We start from the raw sequence: 26,307 nt of genomic DNA on the forward strand, positions 1-26,307 counted from the left end.
ACTTGCTAGTATGCACAAAAACGTGCTCCACTAAGAAGAAACGGTTATACTGCCTATCTTGCTCAGGTGGGCAGGATCCGTTTCTTAGGGGAAGCTCTAGAAGTCTCTACTAAGAGAAAAAAGCCATATCCATGGGTATGGCTTTACGCTTTAGAACAAAGTTCAGTTTTTCGCATATTCACTATACCTCGTTTTCCCCCTATACACAACACTTTTCTGTGTATTTCGACAGGGGAAGGTACGGATATGGCACCGTATAATGGTATTTCAGTTTTCAGAGTGAATGCATCAGATAAATCAAAGAAAACCGCTCACCCGGTAATGACCCGGATGAACGATTCTCTGCACGCTTAGTGAAAAGACATTGACTATTTCAGCTCATATTGAACATACAGCTGTGTCGAGATTTTGATCTCGCCCGGCTTCACGGATGTGCTGGCGCCTGCGTCCGCTGCATTGGATTGAGCCGCCATCTCCATTTTTTCGAGGCCATAGATGTTATTTACGCCAACGGAGCCTTCCACAATGTTAAGCACGACACCCAGTTGACGCTTGGAGGCTTTCGCCATAGCTTGAGCCTTAAGGTCTGCATTTGCCATGGCTTTATCAATCACCTGCGCTTCGAATGCATCGCGGTTCTCAACAGAGAAACGGGCGTTGCCAATGGAGTTCGCCCCCGCATCAGCGGATGCATCCAGCAGGTCTCCAACTTTGCTCAAATCGCGAAGGGTAATTTCCAGGGAATGGTACGCTGTGTAGTTTTTCACTTTACGGCCATTCTCATCGGAATACGTATAGTTGGGCTGTACGTAGAATTGTTCGGTTTTAATATCCTTGTCATCGATTTTCCATGTTTCCTTCAACAGCTTGGTCACTTTATCCATTTTCAGCGCGTTGCTCTTCTGTGCGGATTTTGCGGTTTCCGCATACGATTCAGCCCCGATGGAAAGATATACGATATCTGGATTCACCGAGATTTCGCCTTTACCGAGTACGGTGAGAAGATTTTGCTGTGCTGCCTCCGCCGCATGCACCTCGGTTGCCCCGCTCAATCCTGCCAAAGCCGTACTGCCTGTCAACAGTGCGCCTGCAATCATAATGGAACCCACTTGTTTGACCCATCTTTTCATTATTGTCAGCCTCCTTCAATATTGGCATCGCTGCCATGCTTGACTTACCCTTCTAACGTGGCGGGATTGGTAAATGTTGCATCCGATGTGAACGGTTTAGCGATTTTTCCTCAATTTATTTTTCGGGACCCATGTGATGGTATTTCTAGGCATGATTGGTTCATTGGGAAAATAAGATACCGAATGAAGCAGGAAGCAGCTGTTAACAAGGAAGCAACAATGGGTAACTAACTTACGACGGTGTTTAAAAAGAGGAGGTCACTATGAAATCATCCAGGGTGTTATACGCGTTCATGTCACTGCTGCTTCTTATGGCAGTTGGCATGCCATATGGGACGGCAAGCGCTGCGGCAGAGCCTGCCTCCGGCAAAACCTATCAGATCGGAACGGACGTTACGTTTGCTCCGTTTGAATTCCAGGATGCCAGCGGCAATTTTGTCGGTATCGATATGGATCTGCTCGATGCTATCGCCAAAGATCAAAACTTCAAATACGAAATCAAGCCGCTCGGCTTCAATGCTGCGGTTCAAGCGCTGGAAGCCAATCAGGTAGACGGCGTCATCGCAGGCATGAGCATCACGGATGAGCGAAAGCAGAAGTTTGACTTCTCAGATCCTTATTTTAACTCGGGCGTGGTCATGGCTATTCGTCAGGATCAGGAGTCCATCAAGGGATATGAGGATTTAAAAGGGAAAAAGGTCGCGGTCAAAACCGGTACGGAGGGATACAGCTTCGCGGAATCCATATCCTCCAAATACGGTTTTACCATTGTGCCTTTTGACGATTCGGCTCAAATGTATGACGACGTCAAAACCGGCAATTCCGTTGCCTGCTTTGACGACTTTCCGGTATTGGCCTATGGCGTTAAACAGAACAACGGGCTAAAAATCGTTACGGATATGGAGCCCGGTGCATCCTATGGATTTGCCGTGAGCAAGGGGAAGAATCAGGAGCTGCTGGAGAAATTCAACGCCGGCTTGGTCAATCTGCAGGCAAACGGAGAATATAATCGCATCAAGGAAAAATATATTGGCGAAAACGCTGTAGGACCGGTGGATCAAAGCCGCTGGGGACTGATCGTGGAGTCGCTGCCTTCCTTGTTGAAGGGCCTCGGCAATACACTGCTGCTGACATTTGCGTCCCTGTTTTTTGCATTTTTCCTAGGCTTGATATTCGGTTTCATGAAGGTCGGACGTAATAAGTGGCTTCGAGGTCTTGCCACCGTATTCGTGGACATCTTCCGCGGCATCCCCTTGCTTGTCCTTGCCTTCTTCATCTACTTTGGTATTCCTCAAGCATTCGGTTTTACCATGTCGCCTATCGTGGCAGCCGTTCTAACCCTAAGCCTTAATGCTGGAGCCTATGTAACGGAGATCATCCGCGGCGGCATCCAGTCCATCGACCGCGGGCAGATGGAAGCAGCCCGTTCGCTCGGTTTGCCATACCGCAAGGCTATGATGAAAATCATTATTCCGCAGGCAATCAAAATCATGATTCCGACCTTTATCAACCAATTGGTGATCACGCTCAAGGATACATCCATCCTGTCGGTTATCGGCCTGGTCGAGCTGACCCAGTCCGGGAAGATCATTATTGCAAGAACTTTTGCATCGTTTGACATCTGGCTGGTCGTTGCGATCATGTACTTGATCGTCATCACGATTTTGACCAAAATTTCGGATCGTCTGGAAAGGAAGGTACGTCATGGATAAGATTCGCGTTGAAGGATTGAAGAAGAATTTTGGTACCAATGAGGTACTGAAGGGCATCGACATGCAGGTTCAGGAAGGCGAGGTTGTCTGTGTCATCGGACCTTCCGGTTCCGGCAAGAGCACGTTCCTGCGCTGCATTAACCGGCTGGATGACATTACAGCAGGCAGGGTGTTCGTGCATGACCGGGATATCAATGACCCTAAAACGAACATCAACAAGGCGCGGGAGAACATCGGCATGGTGTTCCAGCATTTTAATCTGTTCCCGCATTTTAACGTGCTGAAGAACATTACCTTTGCCCCGGTGGAGCTGGGTAAACAGAACTCGGTCGAAGCGCGTGCCACAGCACTCAAGCTGCTGGAGCAGGTCGGCCTCTCGGATAAAGCCGAGGCGTTCCCGAGCCAGCTATCAGGCGGTCAGAAGCAGCGCGTAGCGATCGCCCGGGCGCTGGCGATGAGCCCGGACATCATGCTGTTTGACGAGCCGACATCGGCGCTGGACCCGGAGATGGTCGGCGAAGTGCTCGGCGTCATGAAGGATCTGGCACGCGAGGGCATGACGATGATAATTGTCACGCATGAGATGGGCTTCGCACGCGAGGTGGCCGATCGCGTGATCTTCATGGACGGCGGTTATATCGTCGAGGAAGGCCCGCCGGAAGAGGTGTTCGGCAGACCGAAGCATGAGCGTACGATCAGCTTTTTGGAGAAGGTACTGTAATGATGGGGCAGGGGCTGTAAGCTCAGGGCTAGGGGCGTATGCACAGGCTAGGGGCGTATGCACAAGGGCTTGGGGCGTATGCACAGGCTAGGGGCGTATGCACAAGGGCTAGGGGCGTATGCACAAGGGCTAGGGGCGTATGCACAAGGGCTGCGGCCAACTTATCTTTAGAATCTCTGTTATCGTGCGGTTACTTCCCCATTGCAAGTAACCTTATGACCATGCAGCCTTCATTGTGCAGCTGCCCATCATCGAACTACCAGAAATGGCATCTAATGATGATATCTGGATAATATTTAGGGCTCTAAAGCATGGGCAATCAAACGCATGACTGCAACCCGAAAAACTAACGGACCCAGCGGACCTTATTAGCGGGAAAACGGGGTTTTTAGAAAACTAACGGACCCAGGATCCTTTATTCCCCCAAAAAGGATGCATTTTCCTGATAAATTCCTATGATAACGTCTCTGGAGTCCGTTAATTCTAAATATGGAGCTGAATTCGACCAATAAGATCATTAGGGTCCGTTAGCATGGGATACACAGGATGTATTGCATCATTTGCAATTATTACTTGCACCACTGTGCTACTTACAATAATTTCCCGACTTACTTCACTTGCACAACTTAGTTATTCGCAACATTACATCGCTGCCCAAATCATCATCACTTACACTTGCATCACTTACGCTACATACACCACTTACATCACTCACAGGTATCCCAAGCTTGCCGGCAAACCTTAAGGAAGCACTCAACGAATTGATTCGCAGCGACTGCCTGTATGGTTTACATCACTTTCATCACTTTCATCACTTTCATCACTTTCATCACTTTCATCACTTTCATCACCTACATCATTTACACTTACATCACCTACATCACCTACATCACTTACATCACTTACATCACTTACATCACTTACATCACTTACATCACTTACACCACTTAAACCACTTTCATCCCTTACATACTTGCCCACTTCATCATCACGCACACCAACCTATACTACCAGCACCACTTACCTCCACGCACATTACCTTATGCCACTCTCACCCTCCTACAATTGCACAGTGCTCTCACTGCTATCACCAGCTTTGGTGTTACTTGTACCTCTTTACTATTCTTGCAACATATTCAACCCTTCATATCCAATCTTCATTTCCAATCCTCACTCCCAATCTTCACGCACAACCGCTACTTTGTATCCAAAGATCGCTTATAAGGCACCTTCACGGTAAATGTAGATCCCTTCCCAAGCTCGGATTGAACAGCGATCCGCCCTTGATGAATATCGACGATCCGCTTCACGATCGATAATCCCAGACCGCTGCCGCCAGCAGCGCGATTACGCGATTTGTCCGCTTTGTAGAAGCGTTCGAAGATGTGCAGCTGATCGGACTCCGTCATCCCGACCCCCGTGTCCGTGATTGTGACCTCGGCTTCGTCTTGATCTGCCTTCAGCACAATCGTGATTATGCCATCTTCCGGCGTGAATTTGATGCTGTTGTGCAGCAAATTGGTCCACACCTGATTCAGCAGATCCTCCGTCGCCTCGATCTGGACCTCGGCGAGGTCCAGATCCACCTGAATCCGCTTTGCCAGCCATTGCGGTTCGTTGGCCAACACCACTTCACGCAGTTGGCCGTCAAGACGGTAACGTGCCCTTTCGAATACAGGCTGATCGCCCTCCAAGGACGACAGCTTCAGCAGATTATCGCTCAGCTGCGACAAGCGGCGGCTCTCCCCTTCGATGATCTCCAGGTAACGAGCCCTCTTTTCCTCCGTAAGGCGAGGATTGCGAAGCGCTCGGGCAAACCCCCGAATCGAGGTGAGCGGGGATTGGATTTCGTGGGATACATTGGAGATGAAATCCTGACGCATACTTTCCATTCGCCCCAGCTCCCCCGCCATATCGTTAATGCTGCTGGCAATCATCTTAAACTCCCCGCGCCACTTCTGATCGTCCATCTTCACGTTGAAATCCCCTTGAGATATCCGGCGCATGGCATCTGTGATGGCAGTCAGCATGGCAATCTGCCTGTTCTTGAAGAACATGCCCACGATCAGCATGCACAGAAAGAAAATGATAACACCCACAAACAGGTCGAGCAGATGGACAACATAATCCCACTTCGGGGTTCCCGTCCAGTTATATACGAACCTTGTTACATAGGTTGCTGCCGTCCATGATGCACCCAGGACCGCGAAGATCGAAATGGTCTGAAGGATTTCCCGCACGATTTTCCATAAAATTTTGAGGATTTTTTTCATCAGCCCTCACCTACCTCCAGGCGATAGCCAAGGCCGCGCACCGTACGAATCCTGAACCGGTACTTCTCCTCCGGGAACCGCTCCCGCAGCCGGTTCACGTGTACGTCCAGCGTCCGTTCGTTCCCCTCAAAATCATAGCCCCATATATCCTCAATCAGCCGGTCCCGTGTCAACGTGCTCCCCGGATAGCTTCCCAGCTTGAAGAGCAGCTCGAACTCCTTCAGCGGCAGGGCGAAGATGTCATCAGCCGTCTTGACTTCATAGGTTCTGCGATTCATCTGCAGCTTCCCGACGTTCACCGTCTGGGAGGCCGCGACCTGATACCGCTTCAGCAGCGCTTTGACGCGCACAACCAGCTCGGCTGGTTCGAAAGGCTTCACCAGGTAATCGTCGGTCCCCAGCTCAAAGCCCTTCACGATCTGCCTCGTTTCCCCCTTTGCCGTCAGCATCAGCACCGGGATTCCCGTATTCCTCCGAATCTCCCGGCATAACTCCCATCCATCCATATTCGGCATCATGATGTCCATCACGACCAGATCGACTGATGCCTGATCCATCACGGACAGGGCTTCGACCCCGTCCGAGGCTTCGAGTATCTCCTCCATCCCCGCTTCCTCCAAAAACACCTTCACGAGTTCGCGGATGTTCGGATCATCGTCCACTACCAATATTTTTGCCATGGTCACCCCTTCTTCCCCAGCATGTTCAAGCTTCCATCAATTCTCCATCGTTTCATTCATCTGCAGCTACTGCACCGCGAATTCTCTATACATCGCATGCTGCTCGATCAATTCGTCATGCGTTCCCCGTCCGGTTACCGTTCCCTTCTCAATGAAAATGATCTGGTCGGCTCCCACCACCGTGGATAACCGGTGCGCAATAATAATCGTGGTCCGTCCAGCCATGAGGTTCTTGAGTGCCTTCTGCACTTCAATCTCCGATCGGCTATCCAGACTGGAGGTCGCTTCATCCAGCATCAGAATCTTGGGATTTCGCAGCAGTGCTCTGGCAATCGCAATCCGCTGCCGCTGCCCGCCGGAGAGCTTCACGCCCCGTTCGCCCACATCCGTATCAAAGCCGTTTGGCAGCTCATCAATGAATCCGTCCGCATACGCCATCTCGGCTGCTCTTCTAATCTCGGTCATGCTCACTTCCCGGTCCATCCCATAACATAGGTTTTCGCGAATGCTTCCGGCGATCATCGGGCTTTCCTGTGAAACATACCCGATCAACCCGCGCCAGGAACGTAAGGAGAAGGTATCAATGGATGCCTTGCCTAAACGGATCTGACCCTTCTGCGGAAGGTAGAAACGCTCCAGCATGGAGAACAGTGTCGTTTTGCCCCCGCCGCTCGGACCGACCACGGCCGTGACCGTACCCGGCTCCATCTGAAAGCTGACATCGCGCAATACCGGCTCCTCCGGTTTGTAACCAAACGAGAGATTCTCGATGGACACCCGCTGATTCGCGTTCACGACCTCAGCACCGGCTGAGATGAGTTCTTCCTCTGCATCCAGTGTTTCCAATAATCGCTCTGTTGCTCCCTTGGCCTTCTGAAACTGGGTAAAAAACGTCGTTAACTGCGTCATGGGCATCACAATCTGGATCAGATACAGAATGAATGCAACCAGCTCGCCCGCCGTGAGTGCTCCTGTTGACACCTGAAGCCCGCCATATCCAATAACAACCACCAGCAGCATCATCAGCACAAAGGACATCAGCGGTGCGATCCAGGCCGACACAACGCCTTCCTTAATACCGAAGTTGAGCAGGTTGGTAATGCCTTTATTTCCGTTCTCAAACTCTTTATCCTCCGCGTTAGAGGCTTTAACCAAGCGAATCTCCGACAAAACCTGGCTAATATTCGCCGTAAACGCAGCCGTCTCGTCTTGCATGCCAAGCGAGATTTTATACATCTTCTTCCCAAGCGGCACCAGAATCAGCGCAGCGATCGGTATGACGATAAACATCGTCAGTGTCATTTTCCAGTTAAGATATAACAACACGCCTATCGAACCGACTATCGAGATGATCCCGCTGAAGAATCCCGCCACGTGATCCGATATGAGACTTTTGATCACACCTGTATCATTCGTCATTCGACTGACCGATTCCCCCGAACGATTATGATCAAAGTACCGGGTCGGCAGCACAAGCAGCTTCTTCCACAGCCTTTCCCTAAGGGAAGCCACCATCTTCTGTCCCGTATAACTTAGCAGGAAAATCGAAACCCCGGCTGCAATCGTCTGCACGATAAACGCGACCCCAAGGCCGATGATATGCGTGCTGTTCATATCCGTTAAGGAGAAGCCGTCCACCAAGCTCTTGGTAAACATCGGAATGACAAGTCCGACCAGCGTCGAGACCACATTAAGAAGGATAGCCCCAATCAGCAGCAGCATGGGTGGTTTGGTTTCTTTTAATAGTCGAAAAAACGCCTGGGAACCTGCTTTCCTGCTCCCGGTCATCTCTTTCTGCGGTATTGTCTGAGTCGAAGCATTGTCCGTCACACTCATCATGTTCTCTTCCCTTCCCCATATCCCTTTATATTGTCTATAAGGCAAGAATAAAACAACAAGTTAAACTGAAGTTAAACGGACAGCTTTCTTTGATCTAGACAACAAAAAAAGGCGGATTCCCCCGCCCCTTCTCTTAATCTATTCTTATGTACTATGAATCCCACGAGACTCAACATGAACTAGATAGTAAAAAAAGCCTTGCATTGACAAGACTTTTCTTATACTTGAATCACGGATGCAATTATTGATTCTCGAGTTCCTCTTTGCTCACCAAGTTCACGAGAGACGTAACCGCTTGCTCAGCGTCAGCTCCCTCAGCACTAATATAAACTTCGGTACCTGAGCTGATCGCAAGGCTCATAATTCCCATGATACTTTTGGCATTTACTTTTTTATCATCTTTTTCAACAAAAATTTCGGATGAGTATTTATTCGCTTCCTGAACGAACAGCGCGGCCGGTCTGGCGTGAAGACCCGTCTTTAACCGAACGACTACCGGGTGCTTTGTCATGAAAATTACCCCCTATCTAATAAATCTGCTGCATTGAAAGCGCGATTGACATTTTATAATATTATACCATTTTACCATACAGGACACTAGAAGAAAAAAATCTTATGCATTCCGAATCTTTTCGGCCATTTCATCGATTTTGCGCAGACGGTGATTTACCCCTGATTTGCTGACGGTTCCTTTGAGAAGCTCTCCGACTTCCTTCAGATTCATATCCGGGTGAGCCAGCCTGATTTCGGCCACTTCCCGCAGTTTATCAGGCAAGTTTTCAAGGCCCAATTCCCTTTGAAGAAGCTTGATGTTCTCAATCTGACGAACGGCAGCACCAATCGTTTTGTTCAGGTTGGCGGTCTCGCAGTTGACAATTCGGTTGACCGAGTTGCGCATATCCCGCATAATCCGGACATCCTCAAACTTGAACAGCGCCTGATGGGCACCGATCAAATTCAGAAATTCGATGATTTTCTCGCCTTCCTTAATGTAGAAGATAAAGCCTTTCTTCCGTTCGATGCAGCGTGCATTCAGATGAAACTCATTCGCCAGATCCACCAGGGACTGACAATGCTCTTCATACATCGAGGCAATTTCCAGATGGTACGAAGATCCCTCCGGATTGTTCACGGACCCGCCTGCCATAAAGGCACCACGAAGATATGCCCGCTTACAACAGTTTTTATGAACGATCTGCTCATCAATGCGGGACTGAAACAGAAAGCCTTCGGATACAATGCGCAGTTCTTTGAGGATCTCCTGAACCTGGGCGGGAATACGAACGATATATACGTTATTCTTCTTCAAACGCATTTTTTTACGCACCAAAAGTTCAGTATGCGCCTGGAAATGCTTCTTAATTAAGGAATAAATACGTCTTGCAATCGCGGCATTTTCCGTTGAAATATCCAGGATTACCTTTTTGTTCGAAAGCTGAACAGAACCGTTCATCCGAATGAGCGCGGACAGCTCGGCATTTTCACAGCAGTTCTGGCTTTCGACCATCGTCAGTTCTTTCTTCGTCTGTGCCGCAAAGGACAAGGTACTCACCCCTTTCGTGTAGTCCAATCCTGCACCAGCTGAAAAATATGGTTGCTCAGCTTGTCAGCATCATGCCTTAAGTATGTTCTAAATAGCACAAGCTTATCTGCAATGAGTTTATATCCTCGGCTGGTCACCTCGTCACGATCCAGTACCACGGGCTTTGCACCCTTCTGGGCATACTTATCCTGAACCTGAGGCGGGATTTCCCCATCATTTACAATAACATAATCGAACAGATGAAGACCAATATGGTCATAAACGGCCTGCAAGTGGTCGCTCACCGTATAATTATCCGTCTCTCCCGGCTGCGTCATCACATTGCACACAAACATTTTGATGGCTTCGGACGATACAATGGCTTCTGCAAGCTTGGGAACAAGCAAATTGGGCAAAATACTGGTATACAGACTTCCCGGGCCGATCAGAATGGCGTCGGCCTGTTGAATCGCCTCCAATGCCTCCGGCAGCGGCTCGACATGCTCAGGCTCCAGGGATATCCGCTTAATGCGACCCCCGGCCTCCGGGATTTTGGATTCACCCGTCACAATGGTGCCATCCTCCATCTCCGCATGCAGAATCACGGCTTCACCCGCTGCGGGGAGCACCTGTCCACGAACAACAAAAACCCGGCTCATCTCCTTGACTGCCGTGACAAAATCTCCGTGCAAATCCGTCATGGCAGCCAGGATTAGATTGCCGAGGCTGTGCCCGGCCAGTCCCGAGCCTGTTTTGAAACGGTATTTCAATATATCTGACAACAGCGGCTCCACGTCAGCGAGTGCTGTAAGTACGTTACGGATATCTCCCGGAGGCGGCATCTGTAACTCGCTGCGCAGTATGCCGGAGCTTCCTCCATCATCAGCGACTGTTACGATGGCCGTAATATCGAGCGGCTTCTCCTTGAGTCCCCGAAGCATGACGGACAGCCCGGTTCCTCCACCCATCACAACAATGCGGGGGCGCTTTCTAGCTTGCACAGCCACATTTATCACTTCCCTTAATTAATGCCGATCCCGATCAGAATCGCGGTGGCTCACCGATACCGTCTCCGTTTCGCTGACCCCGAGCATTTTGCCAAGGTATTCAGCAATTGCCACGGAACGGTGCTTCCCACCGGTACAGCCGATGCCGATAATAACCTGACTCTTGCCTTCCTTCCGATACTGAGGGATCAAGAAATGCAGCATATCCAGCAGTTTGGTCAGAAAAGCTTGCGTCTCCGGCCACTTCATTACATATTCATACACATCACTGTTTTGACCTGTGTTTGGCCGCAATTGCTCAACATAATGGGGATTGGGCAGAAAACGAACATCAAACACCAGATCGGCATCGATCGGAATGCCATATTTGAATCCAAAGGATGTGATATTAACCGATAGCGTGCTGCTCTCCAGATGCGTAAAGCGTGAAATAATCTTCTCCTTCAAGCGGACAGGCTTCATGTTGCTGGTATCAATCACCTGGGTAGCTGAGTTCTTCAGCTCATCCAGCATTTTGCGCTCCAACCGGATACCGTCAAGCGGCATGCCTTCCGGAGCGAGCGGATGGCGACGGCGACTCTCCTTGTAGCGCTGAACGAGCACGGAATCCGTGGCATCCAGGAACAGAATTTCACAATGAATGGTGAAATGATCCTTAATGTAGTTCAGAGACTCCGATAAAGCGGTAAAAAACTCGCGGCCACGCAGGTCGATGACCAATGCAACCTTGCCGATCTTACCCTTCGATTGATCGATCAGCTCCGCGAATTTAGGAATGAGCACCGGGGGCAGGTTATCAACGCAAAAGAATCCAAGATCCTCCAGACTTTGTACGGCCAAGGTCTTACCTGCTCCCGACATCCCCGTGATGATGATCAGGGTGGCCATGGATGATGTGTTGCTGCCGCGGTTGGCTGCTTCCAGCATCAGCTTTCCCTCCCTTATGAGTTTAAATCAGACGATGTATGGTGAATGAATACTACGAACGTAAATGCAGACCGGCAGCTCCAACAACACCGGCATCGTTGCCAAGTTCAGCGGGAACGATGCGTACACCGCGCTGCAGCGGTTCCGGTGTCAGCTTCGCGAATACCGTGCGAACCTCATTGAACAGAATGTCGCCGGCATTGGATACGCCGCCGCCAATAATAAAGGCTTCCGGGTTCAATACGGCGGCAACAGCAGCCATCGATTTGCCCAGGTAGTATGCTGCGCGGTTTACGATGCGAATGGCAACTTCATCGCCCGCTTTTGCAGCATCAAACACTTCCTTCGCTGCAATGTTCTCAACATGCGCAAGGGAAGTGCGGTCACCGCGCTCGACAGCATCCTTCGCCATACGGATGATACCCGTTGCCGAAGAAACCGTCTCCAGACAGCCCATTTCGCCGCATCCGCATTGAATCGCTTCCAAATCCGGCACCACCGAGATGTGACCAAGCTCGCCAGCCATGCCGCCGAAGCCTTGATAAATCTTGCCGTTTACAATTATGCCGCCGCCCACGCCGGTTCCAAGCGTGTAGCATACGCAGTTCTCAACGCCGCGACCTGCACCGCTCCAGGCTTCGCCCAGTGCAGCCACGTTGGCGTCGTTATCTATTTTGACAGGCTTGCCGAGACGCTCTTCAAGCAGTGCGCGAATCGGTACATCTTTAAATCCTACATTCGGTGCCAGAATGATAATGCCTTCACGTATATTCGTAAAGCCGGCGAATCCAGCTCCAACACCAGCAAGTTGATCCCAGCTGTATGGCGATTCCTCTACGATGTGACGCACATATTTCTCAATGTTGTCAATAACCGTGTCAACGCCTTTGGCTGTTTCCGTCGGTCCCTCATACTTCTGCAGAAGATGCCCTTCTTCATTGCATATTCCAACTTTAATCGCTGTACCGCCTAGATCGACACCGACGTAGATGTTCTCAGACATGTTTCAAGCCACCTTTTTCCTTCTATATTATAGATTGCTCCTACTGTACCCACTATAATTGAAGGCACTGCTCCGGTCAAGAGAAGACCAAGGGATGGAAAAAGGGAAGTAAGCCTTTATCCACGCATATGTAAGCGGATACAACCCTCCTCCAAATCGCCCTCATTTGTTCATAATCCTACTTCCTCTCACCTTAGGTCGAAACCAACATGACAAAAGTCACTTCGAAGTGATGACATCCTGTACTAACGGGTGTTTCTTCTCTTTCGTATGATGAATTCAGATCATTTCGATACGAGAGGGTGCGATACCATGCCAGAATTCATCGGTGAGCCAGTTGCAGAACTGCGGAAGGTTACCAAGATGTTCGGAAGCAAAAAAGCCGTCAACCAAGTGTCATTTGCTATAGAAAAAGGATCCGTCACCGCGATTCTCGGGCCCAACGGAGCAGGGAAATCTACCGCTATTTCCATGATGCTCGGACTGAAAGACGCGAGCGAAGGTGAAGTTCTCCTGTTCGGCCGAAGCCCGAAGGACCTCAAGGTTCGCGAGCGGCTCGGCGCCATGCTCCAGGAGGTCAGCGTCATGGATGGACTCCGCACGCGTGAGATCATTAATCTCATTCGCGGCTATTATCCCAATCCGCTGTCGCTGCAAGACATCGCCTTACTTAGCGGGCTCACATCCGAGGAGCTTAACAAATGGGCCGTCAAAATGTCCGGCGGCCAGAAGCGCAAGCTCAGCTTTGCGCTGGCCATTGCTGGCAATCCCGAGCTGCTATTCTTCGATGAGCCTACCGTCGGGCTGGATACATCGGCACGCCGGTTATTCTGGCAGACGGTGCGCAAGCTCGCGAGCCAGGGCAAGACCATTCTGTTCACCACCCATTATCTGCAAGAGGCAGACGATATGGCTGACCGGATTCTGCTGTTCCATCAAGGTCAGGTAGTTGCAGACGGTACGCCGGCAGCCATCAAATCCAAGCTGACCCGCCGCTCGGTATCCTTTATCGTGGATGCGGATCACCGGCAGGTCAAGGAACTGCTTCATGAGGTGCCGGGTGTAACGGATGTATATGAGCAAGACGGCAGGCTGCACGCCGTCACCGACGATACGGACACAGCGCTTGCGGCTCTGTTCCGCACGGGGCTTGCCGTGCGCGATATGCGCATCGATCAGGGAAGCCTGGACGAAGCCTTCGACCAATTAACGACGAGTCAAGAGGAGGCCGTATAAACATGACAACCTGGAAACTGATTATCTTGCAGTGCCGAATGGAGCTGCTGCGCATGGTACGTAATCCGTATTATATTTTCTGGTCGCTTGCGATGCCCATACTGTTCTATTTCATCTTCACCCGGGTGGTCAATACGGGAGCGGACGACGCCGGACAATGGCAGGCGCATTATCTCATGTCCATGGCATCCTTCAGTGTCATGGGCACCGCTATCATGTCACTCGGCATTCGCCTCGTTCAGGAGAGAGTTCAGGGCTGGGCCATCTACATGCGGGTGACGCCGCTTCCCGGCAGTGTATATTTCTTCGGTAAAATGTTTGTGCAAACCGTCATGCATCTGCTTTGCATCGTCGTAATTTTTGTTGCCGGTTACCTGATGAACGGGGTGTCCCTCTCCTTCTGGCAGTGGGTGCTCAGCGGTCTCTGGATTCTGATCGCGTCCGTTCCATTCCTAGCTATCGGCACCTTGATTGGCTCCATGAAACGCGTGGACACGGCAAGCGGCGTCAGCAACGGCATCTACTTGGGGCTTGCTATTACGGGCGGGATGTGGTTCCCAATCGATGCAATGCCTTCCATCATGCAAGCCATTGGCAAATGGATGCCGTCCTACCATTTTGGCGGCGGTGCCTGGTCAATCGTGCGCGGAGAAGCGCCAGGGCTGGATAATTTCGTTATTTTAGCAGCTTATTTGGCTGTATTTATGGTAATATCCACCTATATCCGTAAAAAACAACAAGCCGACTGAAGGATAAGGTGATGGGATGAAACGCTTCCGGTTTGAAATATTTCCGCGTCATATGGGATTCTTTCCATATATGTGGCTCATCTATATGCTAATGCCGTTCTTTAACATGTTCCAGGCGGATGCCTTAAGGCAATGGATAGGATTTCCGCTGCTGGCGTTGTTTCTTGTCACGTACCGCCAGCTTTATTTTCTGGAGGGCAAAAAGCAATTCATGTACTGGCTCGTCCTCCAGATGTCCATTATCTTCATCCTGTCTGTCTGGTATCATCCAACCTATATGTATATGGGCTTCTTCACGGCTAATTTCATCGGCTGGTATGCCGATCATCGTAAATTCACGCAGGCCATGATTCTGTTCTTCATCGTCGAGGCGATTCCGCTTGCCCTTCATGTCCGAACCATGGCCCCGATGGATTTTATGATCATGCTGCCGTTCTTCCTGATCATGCTCATATCTCCGACAGGATTCCGTTCCCTGAGCAGGCGGCAGAGGCTGGAGCAGGAGCTCGCGCAAGCAAACGAGCAGATTCGCAACCTGATTAAGGGCGAGGAGCGAATGCGCATCGCGAGAGATCTCCACGATACGCTAGGGCATACGCTGTCACTTATCACATTGAAAAGTCAGCTTGTGGAGAAACTCGTCGTAAAGGATCCCGGGAAGGCCCAGCTCGAAGCCAGGGAGATTCAGAACACCTCGCGTGCCGCGCTGCGTCAAGTCCGTGAGCTGGTATCCGATATGCGAACCGCTACCCTGCCCGAGGAACTACAGGAGGCCCGGATCATACTGGAGAGCGCAGATATCCAGCTGATCTGCACGGGCAATCCGAAGCTGGAGGGAATATCCGACCTCGCTCACAATATCCTTAGCCTCTGCTTGCGGGAGGCGGTAACCAATGTGGTCAAGCACAGTCAGGCAAGCCAGTGCCGGATCGTTATCGAATCGCTGAACAATGAATGGCGTATTATGGTGGCTGACAACGGGATCGGTCTTGCAGACAAGGAACAGGGCAGCCCCGCTTCGAACAGCAATGGCCTGAAGGGCATGGCCGAGAGGCTGGCCCTCATTGGGGGTACCGTCGAAGCGAGCTCCGAACAACAAGGCACGATATTAAACATACGCGTTCCCATTGTCATCAAGAACCGGAAGGAGGACACATCCCATGAGCATCAAAGTACTGATAGCCGAGGATCAGCGAATGCTTCGCGGCGCTCTGGCTTCTTTGCTTGACTTCGAAGACGATATTGAAGTGATTGGCCAAGCGGGCGACGGTGCTGAAGCACTATCTCTGATTGCAGTGCACAAACCCGATGTATGTCTGCTGGATATCGAAATGCCCGTGCGCAGCGGCCTTGAAGTGGCGGAGGAAGTGAAGCAGCGCGGTTATTCAAGCCGGGTGATCATTCTGACCACGTTTGCAAGACCCGGTTATTTTGAGCGGGCCGTACAGGCGGGGGTTCAGGGATATTTGCTGAAGGATGAACCCAGTGAGCGACTGGCAGAAGCCATCCGCCGGGTGATGGAGGGGCGGCGGGAGGTTTCCCCTGAGCTGGTCTTCGGGACGTTATCAAGCGCAGGTGCCAATCCGTTAACCGAACGCGAACGGGAGGTGCTGCGGCTGGCTGCAGACGGAAACAGCTCTAATGATATCGCCTCGAAGCTGCACTTGTCCTACGGGACCGTCCGCAACTACATGTCCGAAATATTAAGCAAGCTGAATGCCAAGAACCGGATCGAGGCCATCACGATGGCGGAAGAGAAGGGCTGGATATAGCGTCTTGGCTGCTTTGATAAAGTTTGTACCCTCGTCTTTATAAGACGGGGGTTTTTTGAGATTCACAGTACAAACAGGCCCATTATGGTCTGTTTTTTCTTTTTTTAGTTGACACATCCTTCCATCTGGTATTATAGTATGTTACAAGACTAACATACCGACAGGGTGATATCATGAATTCGATGTTTGACGAAGGGCAGCCGATTTTTCAGCAAATTGCAGACATGATTGAAGATGACATATTAAACGGGACTTACCAAACAGATGATCAGATTATCTCGATGTCGCAGTTCGCGAGTACTTTTCAGGTCAATCCCGCCACAGCTGTAAAAGGCATTGCCCTGCTTGTCAATGAAGGAATTTTGTATAAGAAAAGGGGGCTGGGCATGTTTGTTGCAGCGGATGCCAAATCCATCATATTAACGAAACGGCAGGATCGATTCTACAACGAGCTTGTATTGAAACTGCTGGACGAAGCGGAAAAGCTTGAGCTGACCACCGAGGATGTTATTGAAATGATCAAACAGAGGAATAGGAGATGAGCAAAATGGGCGCATTACTTACATGCTCCAACCTGGGCAAGCGTTACGGGAGTACGGAGGCAGTCCGAAATTTGGAACTGCATTTAGAGGAGAATACCATCTACGGTCTCCTTGGCCCGAACGGTGCCGGAAAGACCACGCTGCTCAACATGATGACCGGCGGAGCCTTTCCCGACTATGGCAGCATCCAGATCTCGGGCGCAACGCTGAAACGGGGAGAAACCCCGAGGGGCATCTGTTATGTAAGAGAGAAAAATTTATTCTTCGGCGGAGCAAAGGTTATTGAAGTATTGCGACTTGCATCAGCCTTTCATGAGAATTGGAACTGGGACTATGCCCAGAGCCTGCTGAAGACATTCAAGCTGAACCCTGACCAAAAAATCCGTCAGCTCTCACGGGGCATGGAATCCCTGGTTGGAAATATTATCGGCCTTGCCAGCCGCGCACCCATTACGGTATTTGATGAACCGGTGCTTGGACTGGATGTGCTTATGCGAGAAAAATTTTATCGCGTTCTGGTTGAGGATTATGCCAATCATCCCCGGACCATCCTCCTCTCGACCCATCTGATCGATGAGATTGCTACTGTCGTTGAGAGGGTCTACATTATGGATTCCGGCTCCATTTTACTGCATGACGATGTCGATCACATCCGCGCTAACTCCCATCTGTTGACAGGGAATCAGGAGCAAATGGAGCAATTTACGAAGAAGCGGCATGTGATCTATAAAGAATCTTATGGCAAGGGCTCCATAACGGCTATATACGGGACTATCCATGAGGCTGATCGCATGCAAGCCAACAAACTCGGGATTGTCATTGACGGCTTGCCGCTGCAAAAGTTTTTCTCCTATTTAATAGAAGGAGGTCAGATCATTGAATAAGTCCACTGTGCTCATGAGAGCTTCATTTCTGCAGCTTCGACCTTATCTCTGGTCGATTCTTGGCACTATTGCCATTAGTATTCTTGCAAATGTTATCGTAAGCCTGTCTCTTGGAGATAATGGTGAGAATACGCAAGTGTCGGCGGCCAATCTTCTCACCGTGTTCCTGTTATTCATAGGCAGTGTGCTGCCAGCAGGCTTATTCAGACGGGTGATGAATTTAGGAGCTACACGAAAAGAATATTATGCTGGCATGCTCCTTGTTTACGCCCTATGGTCTGCCATCTTTGCCATGCTTAATATCATCTGGCTTCAAATCGAAATCGGCTTTATACGAAACTACGAAAACACCTTTAACATCCTCGAGATATTCGGGTGGAGCCAATTCGGTATCGTTGGCATGTTTGTCTATCAATTTGGCGCCTATCTGCTTCTTATTTCATTGCTGAATCTGCTGTTCTCCGGCCTCCGTCACGTTTTGGGCTGGGTAGTTTGGGTGGTGTTCATAGCAGCAATACCGATCTTTACATCCATCCCTTCCCTCCGGCATACACTGGCCGATGGCTTGCAGGCCCTTCTGTTTAACGATTCACTTCTGCAGGGATTCGGACTCACGCTGCTCATATCACTTGTTCTCCTTGCAGGTGGCTGGTGGTTTACGGCTAGACGTACTATCTCGTAGTCCCAATTCACATAACAGCGCGTATATTAGATCAGTCACTCTGGAGAGGAATGATAATTCACATGAAGAAGGATGCTGTTCCCCATGAGGTATTCCAGTCCTTTCTGTTATGGATGATTGCCATCGGTGCAGGCATATTCGAGATGACGGTAGCGGTCATCGACTATATTTCCACCCATGCAGGATCTGAAATCGGCGGTATTCTCATTCATATAGCCACACGATCCATGTTATTCGCTGCCCTTGTCTACATCATGTTCAGAATGCTTCGAGGAAAAAATTGGGCGCGCATCGCATTGGCCCTGCTATTAGGCGGGATTGGCCTCCTCTCCTTAACCATTGACCCCATCCAATGGCTTATGTCAGGAAATTCATTGTGGGAGGCCTTCGCTCATGCAGACAATATTTCTATACTGTTTGCATCCAGCCGAGTCCTTCATATCATCGCTGTTATTTCCGCCCTCGTCTTTATGTTCAAACCGGCGGCGAACCGGTACTTTAAAGCCGGGTTGTAAATCAATCCAGCCGCAGGTTCATCAAAGGACTCAACCGCATAACAGCCCCTGGCCTATTCAAAGCGCGGGGCTGTTTTTATGTACTGCTGGATCCCTTCGAGAGTTCTTCCTCAATCAACCTCATCATTTCAAAGGCTCCGCCACTGCCATTGGACGTGACCACCAGGGTATGACCTGTGCCTGGATAATAGGCAGACCGAAAATTCACACCTGGGTCGTATCCCATCACATGGTATTTGAACAGGTCCTCATCCTTCTTGGTGATCCACACGCCAAGCCCGTAATGCAAGCCACTGCCCGGATCATATTGATGCGGAATGAGCAGCTGCCTTGTCATGGATGGAGTGAGCAGTTTGTTTGCCAGCAGCGAACTCCATAACTTCATCATGTCCGGAGCTGTCACATATGCCCCTCCATCGGCATAGCCTTGAACCGGAATAGCATACTGATTCGTTCTCCACGTACCGTCCTTCTCATCGATATACCCTATAGCTGTATTCGCAGGCAGGCGGTCCAGCGAGAAATACCCCGAATCCAGCATCTCGCACGGCTGTAAAATACGTTGCTCGATATAATCCTGGAATGGCATGCCCGCATGCTGCTCAACGATCAGGCCGAGCACCACAAACCCTGCATTGTTATAATGAAATCTCTCGCCCGGCTGAAATTTCATGCCCTCATTCTGGAACAATGGAAGAAAATCCGTTCCGTTCCGAAAAGTATACATCGGTACGGCCTTCCACAGATCCTCAAAGTCATCCATGACCTCTTCGTCATAATAATCCGGAATACCCGAGCTATGACTCAGCAAATGATGAACCGTAATCTCCTCGCTGAAATCTGGCAGCGGAATATCCAAGCATTCGCTCAGCTTGCTGTCCAGGGACAGCTTGCCCTCTTCTATTAGCTGACAAATGGCAATAGCGGTAAACAGCTTGCAGCCTGAGGCTATGCCAAATCTTGTGCCCACCTGATTAGGCAGGCGGTCAGCCCGGTTGGAATAACCGAATGCCGCTTCCCATACGATGTTGCCGTCTTTATCGTTTAAGAGCACGGCTCCTGAAAAACGAATGCTTGCCGCAAACTCTTCAATTTTATGATTATCCACCTAACCCCATCCTTTATCATGATAGGGATATTTTAACATACTCGTTCATGAGCATCCCGGAAGAAGATAATTATAACGGAATGTTCCCATCGCCTCCCCGAATACGCTGCGAATCCAGAGGAAATCATTTATGCTTGCACGACAGCAGATTCGTGACCGTATCGCTGAACCGTTCCGGATCTACCGGCTTTAATAAATAATTCTGTGCATTCTGTTTGAATACTTCCAGAGCATAATGACCATAGGCCGTCACATAGACGATATGGACATCAGGGTCAAGCTGTGCAAGCCTTTCACCTGCCTCAAGTCCACAGAGTCCAGGCATTTCAATGTCGAGAAATACAACATCCGCCATACACAATTGCCATTGATCTATGGCATCCTGGGCCTGGGTAAAGGTTCCTGCAACCTCTAGGCGCCCATCGCGTTCGATGAGCCGCTGCATGTGCACCAATGCCGGATTCTCATCATCAATCACAATTGCTTTCATATCGTCAAATACTCCTCCTTATTCCAATCTGTTGTCGAGCTTGGTCGACAAAGGCACTTCAAAGCTGACGGACGTGCCGAATCCCAACCGGCTTTCGATCTGAAGTCCTTTACCATATAGCGTGAGCAATCGGGCGTGTATATTTCGGAGCCCTACACCCCCTGTATGGTGCGCCCCGGAGAGCAAGGAATTGACCTTGTCCGGACTCATGCCCACACCGTTATCCGTAACGGAAATCGTTATCCGTTCCTCCCGTTCATGGATCTGAATACGAACCGTTCCCCCGGAGAGCTGCCTCGTCACCCCATGCCGCACCGCATTCTCTACGATTGGCTGTATGCTAAGCGGCGGTACCAAACGGTCTAATGGGGCATGAACATCATATTCGATGGTTAAGCGATCCTCGAAACGGGCCTGCTCCAAGAATAGATAGGATTGAACCAAGGCGGTCTCCTTCTGCAGCGTGCCAAGCTGATCCCTGTTCTGAAAATCAAAGCTTCCGCGTAAATAATGGCTAAGCTCGATGAGCAGCCGTGTCGCTTTATCCGGATCGGTATACAGCACGGCAATGATGGTATTCAGCGCATTGAACATAAAATGGGGCTTGATCTGCGCTTGAAGAAACGCCATCTCCGCCGAAATCGTCTGACGTACAGACCGGCGAAGCTCAAGCAGATTGCGGACTCGGGCCCGCAGCTCATCGGCATCCACCGGCTTTCTTAAGAAATCATTCGCCCCGGCCTGCAGTCCGGTACGGACGTCCTCCGGCAAACTTCGTGCGGTCAGCATCAGAATGGGCAGCTCAAAGAGTGTGTGCTGCTCCCGAACCGTTCTGCTTAATTGCAGTCCGGACATCCCCGGCATCATCCAATCCGTAATCACCAGATCAATCCCTTGCCCTGAACGGATATGCTCCAGCGCCTGGACTCCATTGCTTGCTGTGAGCAGATTATAATTCTCCGCAAAGAGCAGACTCCGAAGCACCTGCAGATTCACAGGATCGTCGTCAACCAGCAGTACGGTGGGACCCTTCGGGTACGTTCTGGAGCCACTCGGATCGCTCACATGCTCCGCTGCTACCGCAACAGAAGCTGTCGCGGATTGCGCAGTGCCAATCCATGAAGTCTGGGGCGGAATTAGTGTAGATGGTAGCGTAAAGTGAAAGACCGAACCAACACCCGGCTCAGACTCTGCCCAGATCTCCCCGCCCCCCAGTTCCACCAGCTTTTTCGTAATGCTCAGCCCGATGCCTGTGCCGCTGTATTCCCGATCGGAGGCATATCCAATTTGATCATAGGATTTGAAGATGTCCACGAGACGCTCCTCTGAGATGCCAATCCCCGTATCGCTGACCGATATTCTTACATGCCCATGGATTATATCTGCAGTCACTCGCACCGTCCCTGACTCTGTGAATTTCACAGCATTGCCGAGCAGATTGTACAGAATCTGTCTTAATCGATCTTCATCGGTGTCAAGCCAAGGCAAATTCTCCGGCCACTGCTGCTCCAGGCTAAGCGGCTTGCCCGCCGACAGATGTGTAACCACCTCAAGCACGGATTGTGTCACGGCTTTCAGATCAACGGGCTGCCGATGCAGCACAATCTCCCCATTTTTCAGCTTACTAAAATCCAGTATGTCGTTAACCAGCGTGGATAAACGGTTACCGGTTGACACTATCATGGACAGTTCCTTGGACTGCTTAGCGCTTAACGCACCCGAGGCCCCATCCAGCAGCGACTGGGCAATATTCACAATGCCATGCAGAGGAGTCCGAAGCTCATGGGATGTATTCGCCATAAATTCGTCCTTCAAGCCATCCAATGTCAGCAATCTCCGGGAGAGCTGATCCACCTCAGTAAATGTTGTGGAGAACCGCTGGGCGAGCAGCAGCGCCTGTGTTACTACAAACAGCAGCATCTCCAGCGGCACGATGATCAAGTTGCTGTATATCCCCATCAAGTTGAGCACATGAACGGTAATCACAACCATGATGCTCAGGATGCCTATCAGCATAAAGCCGGTGTCTTCCGAGCGCCGCCAGATCCCCCGTCCCATCACCGTAGTGATATAGAGAATGATAAATACGGAGAATAGGTAAATGACCGGTTCCAATTCCGAGAAAACAACCGTCGGCAGAATGAGACCGCTCCCTACTGCAATCAGTGTTGCCGCGTTGCTCAGATAAAGTGCCCACCGGTGAACAAGACCTTGAACGGTCTCGGCAATATAGCGCAGCAAGAAATAATAGACGAATGCAGAGAAAATCATCTGAATCCGAATGAACCACTCATACGGAAGATCCGGCCATACAGCAGATAGCAGCTTCTCGCCGTGTGTCGCCACATAAACCATAGCAGACAGGCAGAATAACCCCAGGTACTGAAGCGACTTCTCATTTCGCTGCATGCGATACAGTAACAGAAAGTACATAGCCGGAATCAGAAATCCCGCCAATGTCATCAGGTCTACAAAAGCCGTGGTTTCCCGGCTCTTCATAACCGCCTGCTTGTCGCCAAATACAAGCGGAGAATAAATTCCGCCTGAGGAATAGATGAAATTCGATACCTGCACAAGGATCTCAACTTCACTGCCGTCTACTTGGGCGTATCCAACGTATGGGATATTGTTGGGAACACTCCCATCGTCCGATAATCCGGGGGAACCGCTGGCCCCAACCTCCTGACCATTCATAAAAATCCGGTTAGCCGTCCGTATGTTTCCGGTATGAATGCCGTAGATGCCCTCGGCTTCCCTTAATTGAACGACCAGCCTGAACGTCCCGGCTCCTGCTGCCCCAGGCTCACCATCTTCATCTATATATTGATTCCACTTATCGGGGACAGATACGATGCTTGTAGGAGAAGGAATCTTCTCATCCGGATGCTGCTGTTCAAAGCTTTCCGGGGTTAACAGCTGCCCTCGATAAAATTCCCATTCCCCGTTGAGCTCTACGCCGCCTTGCTCTGAGAAATCCCACGCGGTTAAATCAAGTCTGCCCTGGACGGCTTCAGGACTTACATCGGGTGTCATGATAAACCGAACAATAAACCATATGGGCAGAAGTATAACCAATGCCAATCCCGCAATCATCACACGCCGCTTCTTATTCATTGTTGACCTACTTCTCTATAGAATGTTAGGATTCTACGGATGAAACACCACTTGAGATACCCAATATATCGGCATTTGGCATAAAGATTTAAGAATCCACCTTAAACTATTCTCTGCAGACATGAAAAAACCCCTCCTGCAAGCCGTGTGGAATTCATAAATTTATGAATTCTTCGATCACGGCCTGCCGTAGGGGCATATGATATAGCGGGTTATTTGACGTTCACTCGCTTAATAAAGAATGAGGCGATTAAACCGATGATGGACGCTACAAATGCAAGCATAAAGGCATTCTGCACACCGGAGGTTAGCGCTTCTGCCATAGGATTGGTAGTCCCTGCCGATGGCACGTAACTCGCCTGGCCGGCTACCATAATACTGACAGCCACTGCGGTTCCGATGGCACCTGCTATTTGCTGAAGCGTGTTCATCACAGCAGATCCATCCGGGTAATAGGCTCTTGGCAATTGATTCAAGCCGTTGGTTTGCGCCGGCATCATGATCATCGCTACACCGATAAAGATACAGGTGTGCATGATAATAATGGTGGTCTGCGGTGTTTCCGTTGTGACATTCGTAAATAGATACGACAGAATCGTTGTGATAATAAATCCGGGAATGACCAGAAATTTTGGACCGAATTTATCAAATAAACGGCCTGTAACAGGAGACATCAAACCGTTGATGATGCCGCCAGGCAGCAGCACGAGCCCAGCCGCGAACGCAGTTAACAGCAGCCCTCCCTTTAAATACATAGGCAGCAGAATTGAAGTAGACAGAATGAGCATCATGCAGAGAAATACCATCAGCACGCCGATGGAGAACATCGGGAATTTGAACACCCGCAGGTTCAGCATAGGCTGCTTCATGCGAAGCTGACGGACAGCAAACAGAACGAGCGCAATCGCTCCAATAGCAATAGGAATGAACACGCCTGGCTCTCCCCATGACCCCGCGCCTTCACCTGCACTGCTGAAGCCAAAGACGATGCCTCCAAAACCTATGCTGGATAGAATAATGGACAAGATATCGATTTTGGGCTTGGTGATCGTTGACACATTCTGCATGTACACCAGACCAAAAACAAAAGTGAGCGCAAGCAGCGGCAAAGAAATCCAGAAGATGGATTGCCAACCGAGACGATCAACGATGAACCCTGATAATGTGGGTCCGACAGCTGGTGCAAACATAATCACCAAACCCATCAGTCCCATAACCGATCCGCGTTTATGCGGCGGAAAAATAACGAGAATCACGTTTGTCATTAATGGCAACAGCAATCCGGTCCCGATGGCTTGAATCACTCGGGCTACGAGCAGAGGCTCAAAGTTCGGGGACAGGGCGGCAACGATGGTACCTATGATCGAGAAGATAAGCGAGGCATTAAATAATTGCCTTGTTGTAAACCATTGAAGCAATAGGGCGGAGACTGGAACCAGAATACCCAGAACGAGCAGATACCCTGTGGTCAACCATTGTACCGCGTGTGCATCAATGTGAAAATCCGTCATGATATTGGTGAATGCCATATTTAATGCAGTTTCACTGAATAACCCAATGAAAGCTCCAATCATCAGCGATACCGCAATAGGTATAGGCCTAATCTTGGTTTGTTCGATAGATGTTGCTGCAAGACCTTGTTTACTCAACCCCATACTCCTCTCAAACTCTAAATTAGCACTAGACCAGTCTATATAATATGGACATTGAAATAGAATATTTTATTTATTTATTTTTTAAGTAAAATAGGGATGTATTCTGCTATAAGCTGCAGTGGTTCGCCGTTTTTGTTAGTCAGCGATCGCGTGATGGCTCCCTCAATCATGCTATTAATCACAATGCCCAGCTTCTGTGCGGATGCGGGATCATAGCCTGCCTCGATCAGCCTTTTGGCATATAAAAGCTCCCAGCCTTCGAAGGCTGCTTGACAAGCTTTCCGTAACGGCTCGCTGATCAATGAAGTCTCGGCGGCCATTAATCCGATGGGGACACCATCCAGCTCATCGGTATTGTTGAATTGTTCCGCTATGTGTCTGATATGCTCCTGAAATGCCGTCATTACATCCACATCATAGCGAAGATAAGTCTTGATATCATTCTCGATATATATCGCCATAGCTTGTACAGCTTCTATAGCCAACTGCTCTTTTCCCTCGGGAAAATGATAATAAAGCGATCCCTTAGGGGCTCCGCTCTCTTTAAGAATCTGATTCAAACCCGTGCCATGATACCCCTGCAGATGGAACAGGCGCGTGGCTGCGGCAAGTATGCTCTCTCTGGAAACATTCTTAGTACTCAAGAAATACACCCTCTACCCATTATATAGTGACTGGTCTAGATAATGCGACGATTCATTTATTGTATAAAATGTAATGCAGCAAGTAAAGACATAAAAACAGGG

25 protein-coding genes are annotated in these 26,307 nt (G+C 49.9%); 10 read left to right on the forward strand and 15 right to left on the reverse strand.

The window, feature by feature from the left end; translation table 11 throughout:
- Positions 1–368: 368 nt before the first annotated feature.
- A complete protein-coding gene (locus WDY75_RS29650; protein ID WP_063478276.1) occupies positions 369–1,130 on the reverse strand; it encodes an SIMPL domain-containing protein in 762 nt (253 codons plus the stop codon).
- A gap of 323 nt (positions 1,131–1,453) precedes the next feature.
- On the opposite strand from WDY75_RS29650, the gene WDY75_RS29655 reads away from it, so the two are divergent.
- Both WDY75_RS29655 and WDY75_RS29660 read left to right on the forward strand, forming a co-directional pair.
- On the forward strand, positions 1,454–2,842 hold the full coding sequence (locus WDY75_RS29655; protein ID WP_231888101.1) for an amino acid ABC transporter substrate-binding protein/permease: 1,389 nt from the start codon (positions 1,454–1,456) through the stop codon (positions 2,840–2,842).
- Positions 2,835–3,563, forward strand: coding sequence for an amino acid ABC transporter ATP-binding protein (locus tag WDY75_RS29660; protein ID WP_063478274.1), 729 nt, complete (start codon positions 2,835–2,837; stop codon positions 3,561–3,563). Before WDY75_RS29655 ends, WDY75_RS29660 begins: the two co-directional genes overlap by 8 nt.
- 753 nt (positions 3,564–4,316) lie before the next feature.
- On the opposite strand, the gene WDY75_RS29665 is transcribed toward WDY75_RS29660, so the two are convergent.
- The 9 genes from WDY75_RS29665 to WDY75_RS29705 all read right to left on the reverse strand — a co-directional run bounded on the left by WDY75_RS29665 (position 4,317) and on the right by WDY75_RS29705 (position 12,814).
- Positions 4,317–4,559 carry a hypothetical protein gene (locus WDY75_RS29665; protein WP_156515040.1) on the reverse strand — a complete coding sequence of 81 codons (243 nt, stop codon included), beginning with the start codon at positions 4,557–4,559 and terminating at the stop codon, positions 4,317–4,319.
- A gap of 200 nt (positions 4,560–4,759) precedes the next feature.
- Complete coding sequence (locus WDY75_RS29670) at positions 4,760–5,836, reverse strand: HAMP domain-containing sensor histidine kinase (RefSeq protein ID WP_063478273.1); 1,077 nt, start codon at positions 5,834–5,836, stop codon at positions 4,760–4,762.
- Complete coding sequence (locus WDY75_RS29675; RefSeq protein ID WP_006207571.1) at positions 5,836–6,516, reverse strand: response regulator transcription factor; 681 nt, start codon at positions 6,514–6,516, stop codon at positions 5,836–5,838. The genes WDY75_RS29670 and WDY75_RS29675 overlap by 1 nt, the downstream gene beginning before the upstream one ends.
- A 66-nt stretch (positions 6,517–6,582) precedes the next feature.
- Positions 6,583–8,304, reverse strand: coding sequence for an ABC transporter ATP-binding protein (locus WDY75_RS29680; RefSeq protein WP_063479723.1), 1,722 nt, complete (start codon positions 8,302–8,304; stop codon positions 6,583–6,585).
- A 292-nt stretch (positions 8,305–8,596) separates the two neighbouring features.
- Complete coding sequence (locus WDY75_RS29685; protein ID WP_006207570.1) at positions 8,597–8,866, reverse strand: HPr family phosphocarrier protein; 270 nt, start codon at positions 8,864–8,866, stop codon at positions 8,597–8,599.
- Positions 8,867–8,968: 102 nt separating this feature from the next.
- Entirely contained in the window at positions 8,969–9,898 is a 930-nt protein-coding gene (gene whiA / locus WDY75_RS29690; protein WP_006207569.1) for a DNA-binding protein WhiA, read from the reverse strand.
- A gap of 5 nt (positions 9,899–9,903) precedes the next feature.
- Positions 9,904–10,845 carry a YvcK family protein gene (gene yvcK / locus WDY75_RS29695; protein WP_152825128.1) on the reverse strand — a complete coding sequence of 314 codons (942 nt, stop codon included), beginning with the start codon at positions 10,843–10,845 and terminating at the stop codon, positions 9,904–9,906.
- A gap of 57 nt (positions 10,846–10,902) precedes the next feature.
- Positions 10,903–11,811 carry an RNase adapter RapZ gene (rapZ, locus tag WDY75_RS29700; protein WP_006207567.1) on the reverse strand — a complete coding sequence of 303 codons (909 nt, stop codon included), beginning with the start codon at positions 11,809–11,811 and terminating at the stop codon, positions 10,903–10,905.
- A 52-nt stretch (positions 11,812–11,863) separates the two neighbouring features.
- Positions 11,864–12,814: an ROK family glucokinase gene (locus WDY75_RS29705; protein ID WP_036644252.1), complete on the reverse strand. Its 951-nt coding sequence runs from the start codon at positions 12,812–12,814 to the stop codon at positions 11,864–11,866.
- A 312-nt stretch (positions 12,815–13,126) separates the two neighbouring features.
- Between WDY75_RS29705 and WDY75_RS29710 the strand changes: the two genes are divergently transcribed.
- From WDY75_RS29710 to WDY75_RS29745, 8 genes are all read left to right on the forward strand, one after another.
- Entirely contained in the window at positions 13,127–14,050 is a 924-nt protein-coding gene (locus tag WDY75_RS29710) for an ABC transporter ATP-binding protein (RefSeq protein WP_006207565.1), read from the forward strand.
- Between the two features lie 2 nt (positions 14,051–14,052).
- The gene (locus WDY75_RS29715; RefSeq protein ID WP_063478272.1) at positions 14,053–14,799 is read left to right on the forward strand and encodes an ABC transporter permease; all 747 of its coding nucleotides are present in this window, start codon (positions 14,053–14,055) and stop codon (positions 14,797–14,799) included.
- 16 nt (positions 14,800–14,815) lie between these two features.
- Positions 14,816–16,027, forward strand: a complete 1,212-nt coding sequence (locus WDY75_RS29720) for a sensor histidine kinase (RefSeq protein ID WP_063478271.1) — start codon at positions 14,816–14,818, stop codon at positions 16,025–16,027.
- Positions 15,960–16,571: a response regulator transcription factor gene (locus tag WDY75_RS29725; RefSeq protein ID WP_036644244.1), complete on the forward strand. Its 612-nt coding sequence runs from the start codon at positions 15,960–15,962 to the stop codon at positions 16,569–16,571. Before WDY75_RS29720 ends, WDY75_RS29725 begins: the two co-directional genes overlap by 68 nt.
- A gap of 173 nt (positions 16,572–16,744) precedes the next feature.
- On the forward strand, positions 16,745–17,113 hold the full coding sequence (locus tag WDY75_RS29730; protein ID WP_006207562.1) for a GntR family transcriptional regulator: 369 nt from the start codon (positions 16,745–16,747) through the stop codon (positions 17,111–17,113).
- Positions 17,114–17,118: 5 nt separating this feature from the next.
- Entirely contained in the window at positions 17,119–17,997 is an 879-nt protein-coding gene (locus tag WDY75_RS29735) for an ABC transporter ATP-binding protein (protein ID WP_063478270.1), read from the forward strand.
- The gene (locus WDY75_RS29740; RefSeq protein ID WP_006207559.1) at positions 17,990–18,679 is read left to right on the forward strand and encodes a hypothetical protein; all 690 of its coding nucleotides are present in this window, start codon (positions 17,990–17,992) and stop codon (positions 18,677–18,679) included. Before WDY75_RS29735 ends, WDY75_RS29740 begins: the two co-directional genes overlap by 8 nt.
- A 62-nt stretch (positions 18,680–18,741) precedes the next feature.
- A complete protein-coding gene (locus WDY75_RS29745) occupies positions 18,742–19,194 on the forward strand; it encodes a hypothetical protein (protein WP_006207558.1) in 453 nt (150 codons plus the stop codon).
- A 76-nt stretch (positions 19,195–19,270) separates the two neighbouring features.
- Here the strand turns inward: WDY75_RS29745 and WDY75_RS29750 are convergent, their stop codons facing one another.
- From WDY75_RS29750 to WDY75_RS29770, 5 genes are all read right to left on the reverse strand, one after another.
- Positions 19,271–20,302 carry a serine hydrolase domain-containing protein gene (locus tag WDY75_RS29750; protein WP_063478269.1) on the reverse strand — a complete coding sequence of 344 codons (1,032 nt, stop codon included), beginning with the start codon at positions 20,300–20,302 and terminating at the stop codon, positions 19,271–19,273.
- A gap of 124 nt (positions 20,303–20,426) precedes the next feature.
- On the reverse strand, positions 20,427–20,792 hold the full coding sequence (locus WDY75_RS29755; RefSeq protein WP_006207555.1) for a LytR/AlgR family response regulator transcription factor: 366 nt from the start codon (positions 20,790–20,792) through the stop codon (positions 20,427–20,429).
- An 18-nt stretch (positions 20,793–20,810) separates the two neighbouring features.
- Positions 20,811–23,906 carry an ATP-binding protein gene (locus tag WDY75_RS29760; RefSeq protein ID WP_063478268.1) on the reverse strand — a complete coding sequence of 1,032 codons (3,096 nt, stop codon included), beginning with the start codon at positions 23,904–23,906 and terminating at the stop codon, positions 20,811–20,813.
- Positions 23,907–24,118: 212 nt separating this feature from the next.
- Positions 24,119–25,561, reverse strand: coding sequence for a DHA2 family efflux MFS transporter permease subunit (locus tag WDY75_RS29765; protein WP_063478267.1), 1,443 nt, complete (start codon positions 25,559–25,561; stop codon positions 24,119–24,121).
- A 74-nt stretch (positions 25,562–25,635) separates the two neighbouring features.
- Positions 25,636–26,205 carry a TetR/AcrR family transcriptional regulator gene (locus WDY75_RS29770; RefSeq protein ID WP_006207553.1) on the reverse strand — a complete coding sequence of 190 codons (570 nt, stop codon included), beginning with the start codon at positions 26,203–26,205 and terminating at the stop codon, positions 25,636–25,638.
- Positions 26,206–26,307 lie beyond the last annotated feature (102 nt).

It is taken from the genome of Paenibacillus glucanolyticus (assembly GCF_037333485.1).
Classification (GTDB): Bacteria; Bacillota; Bacilli; order Paenibacillales; family Paenibacillaceae; genus Paenibacillus_AQ; species Paenibacillus_AQ glucanolyticus.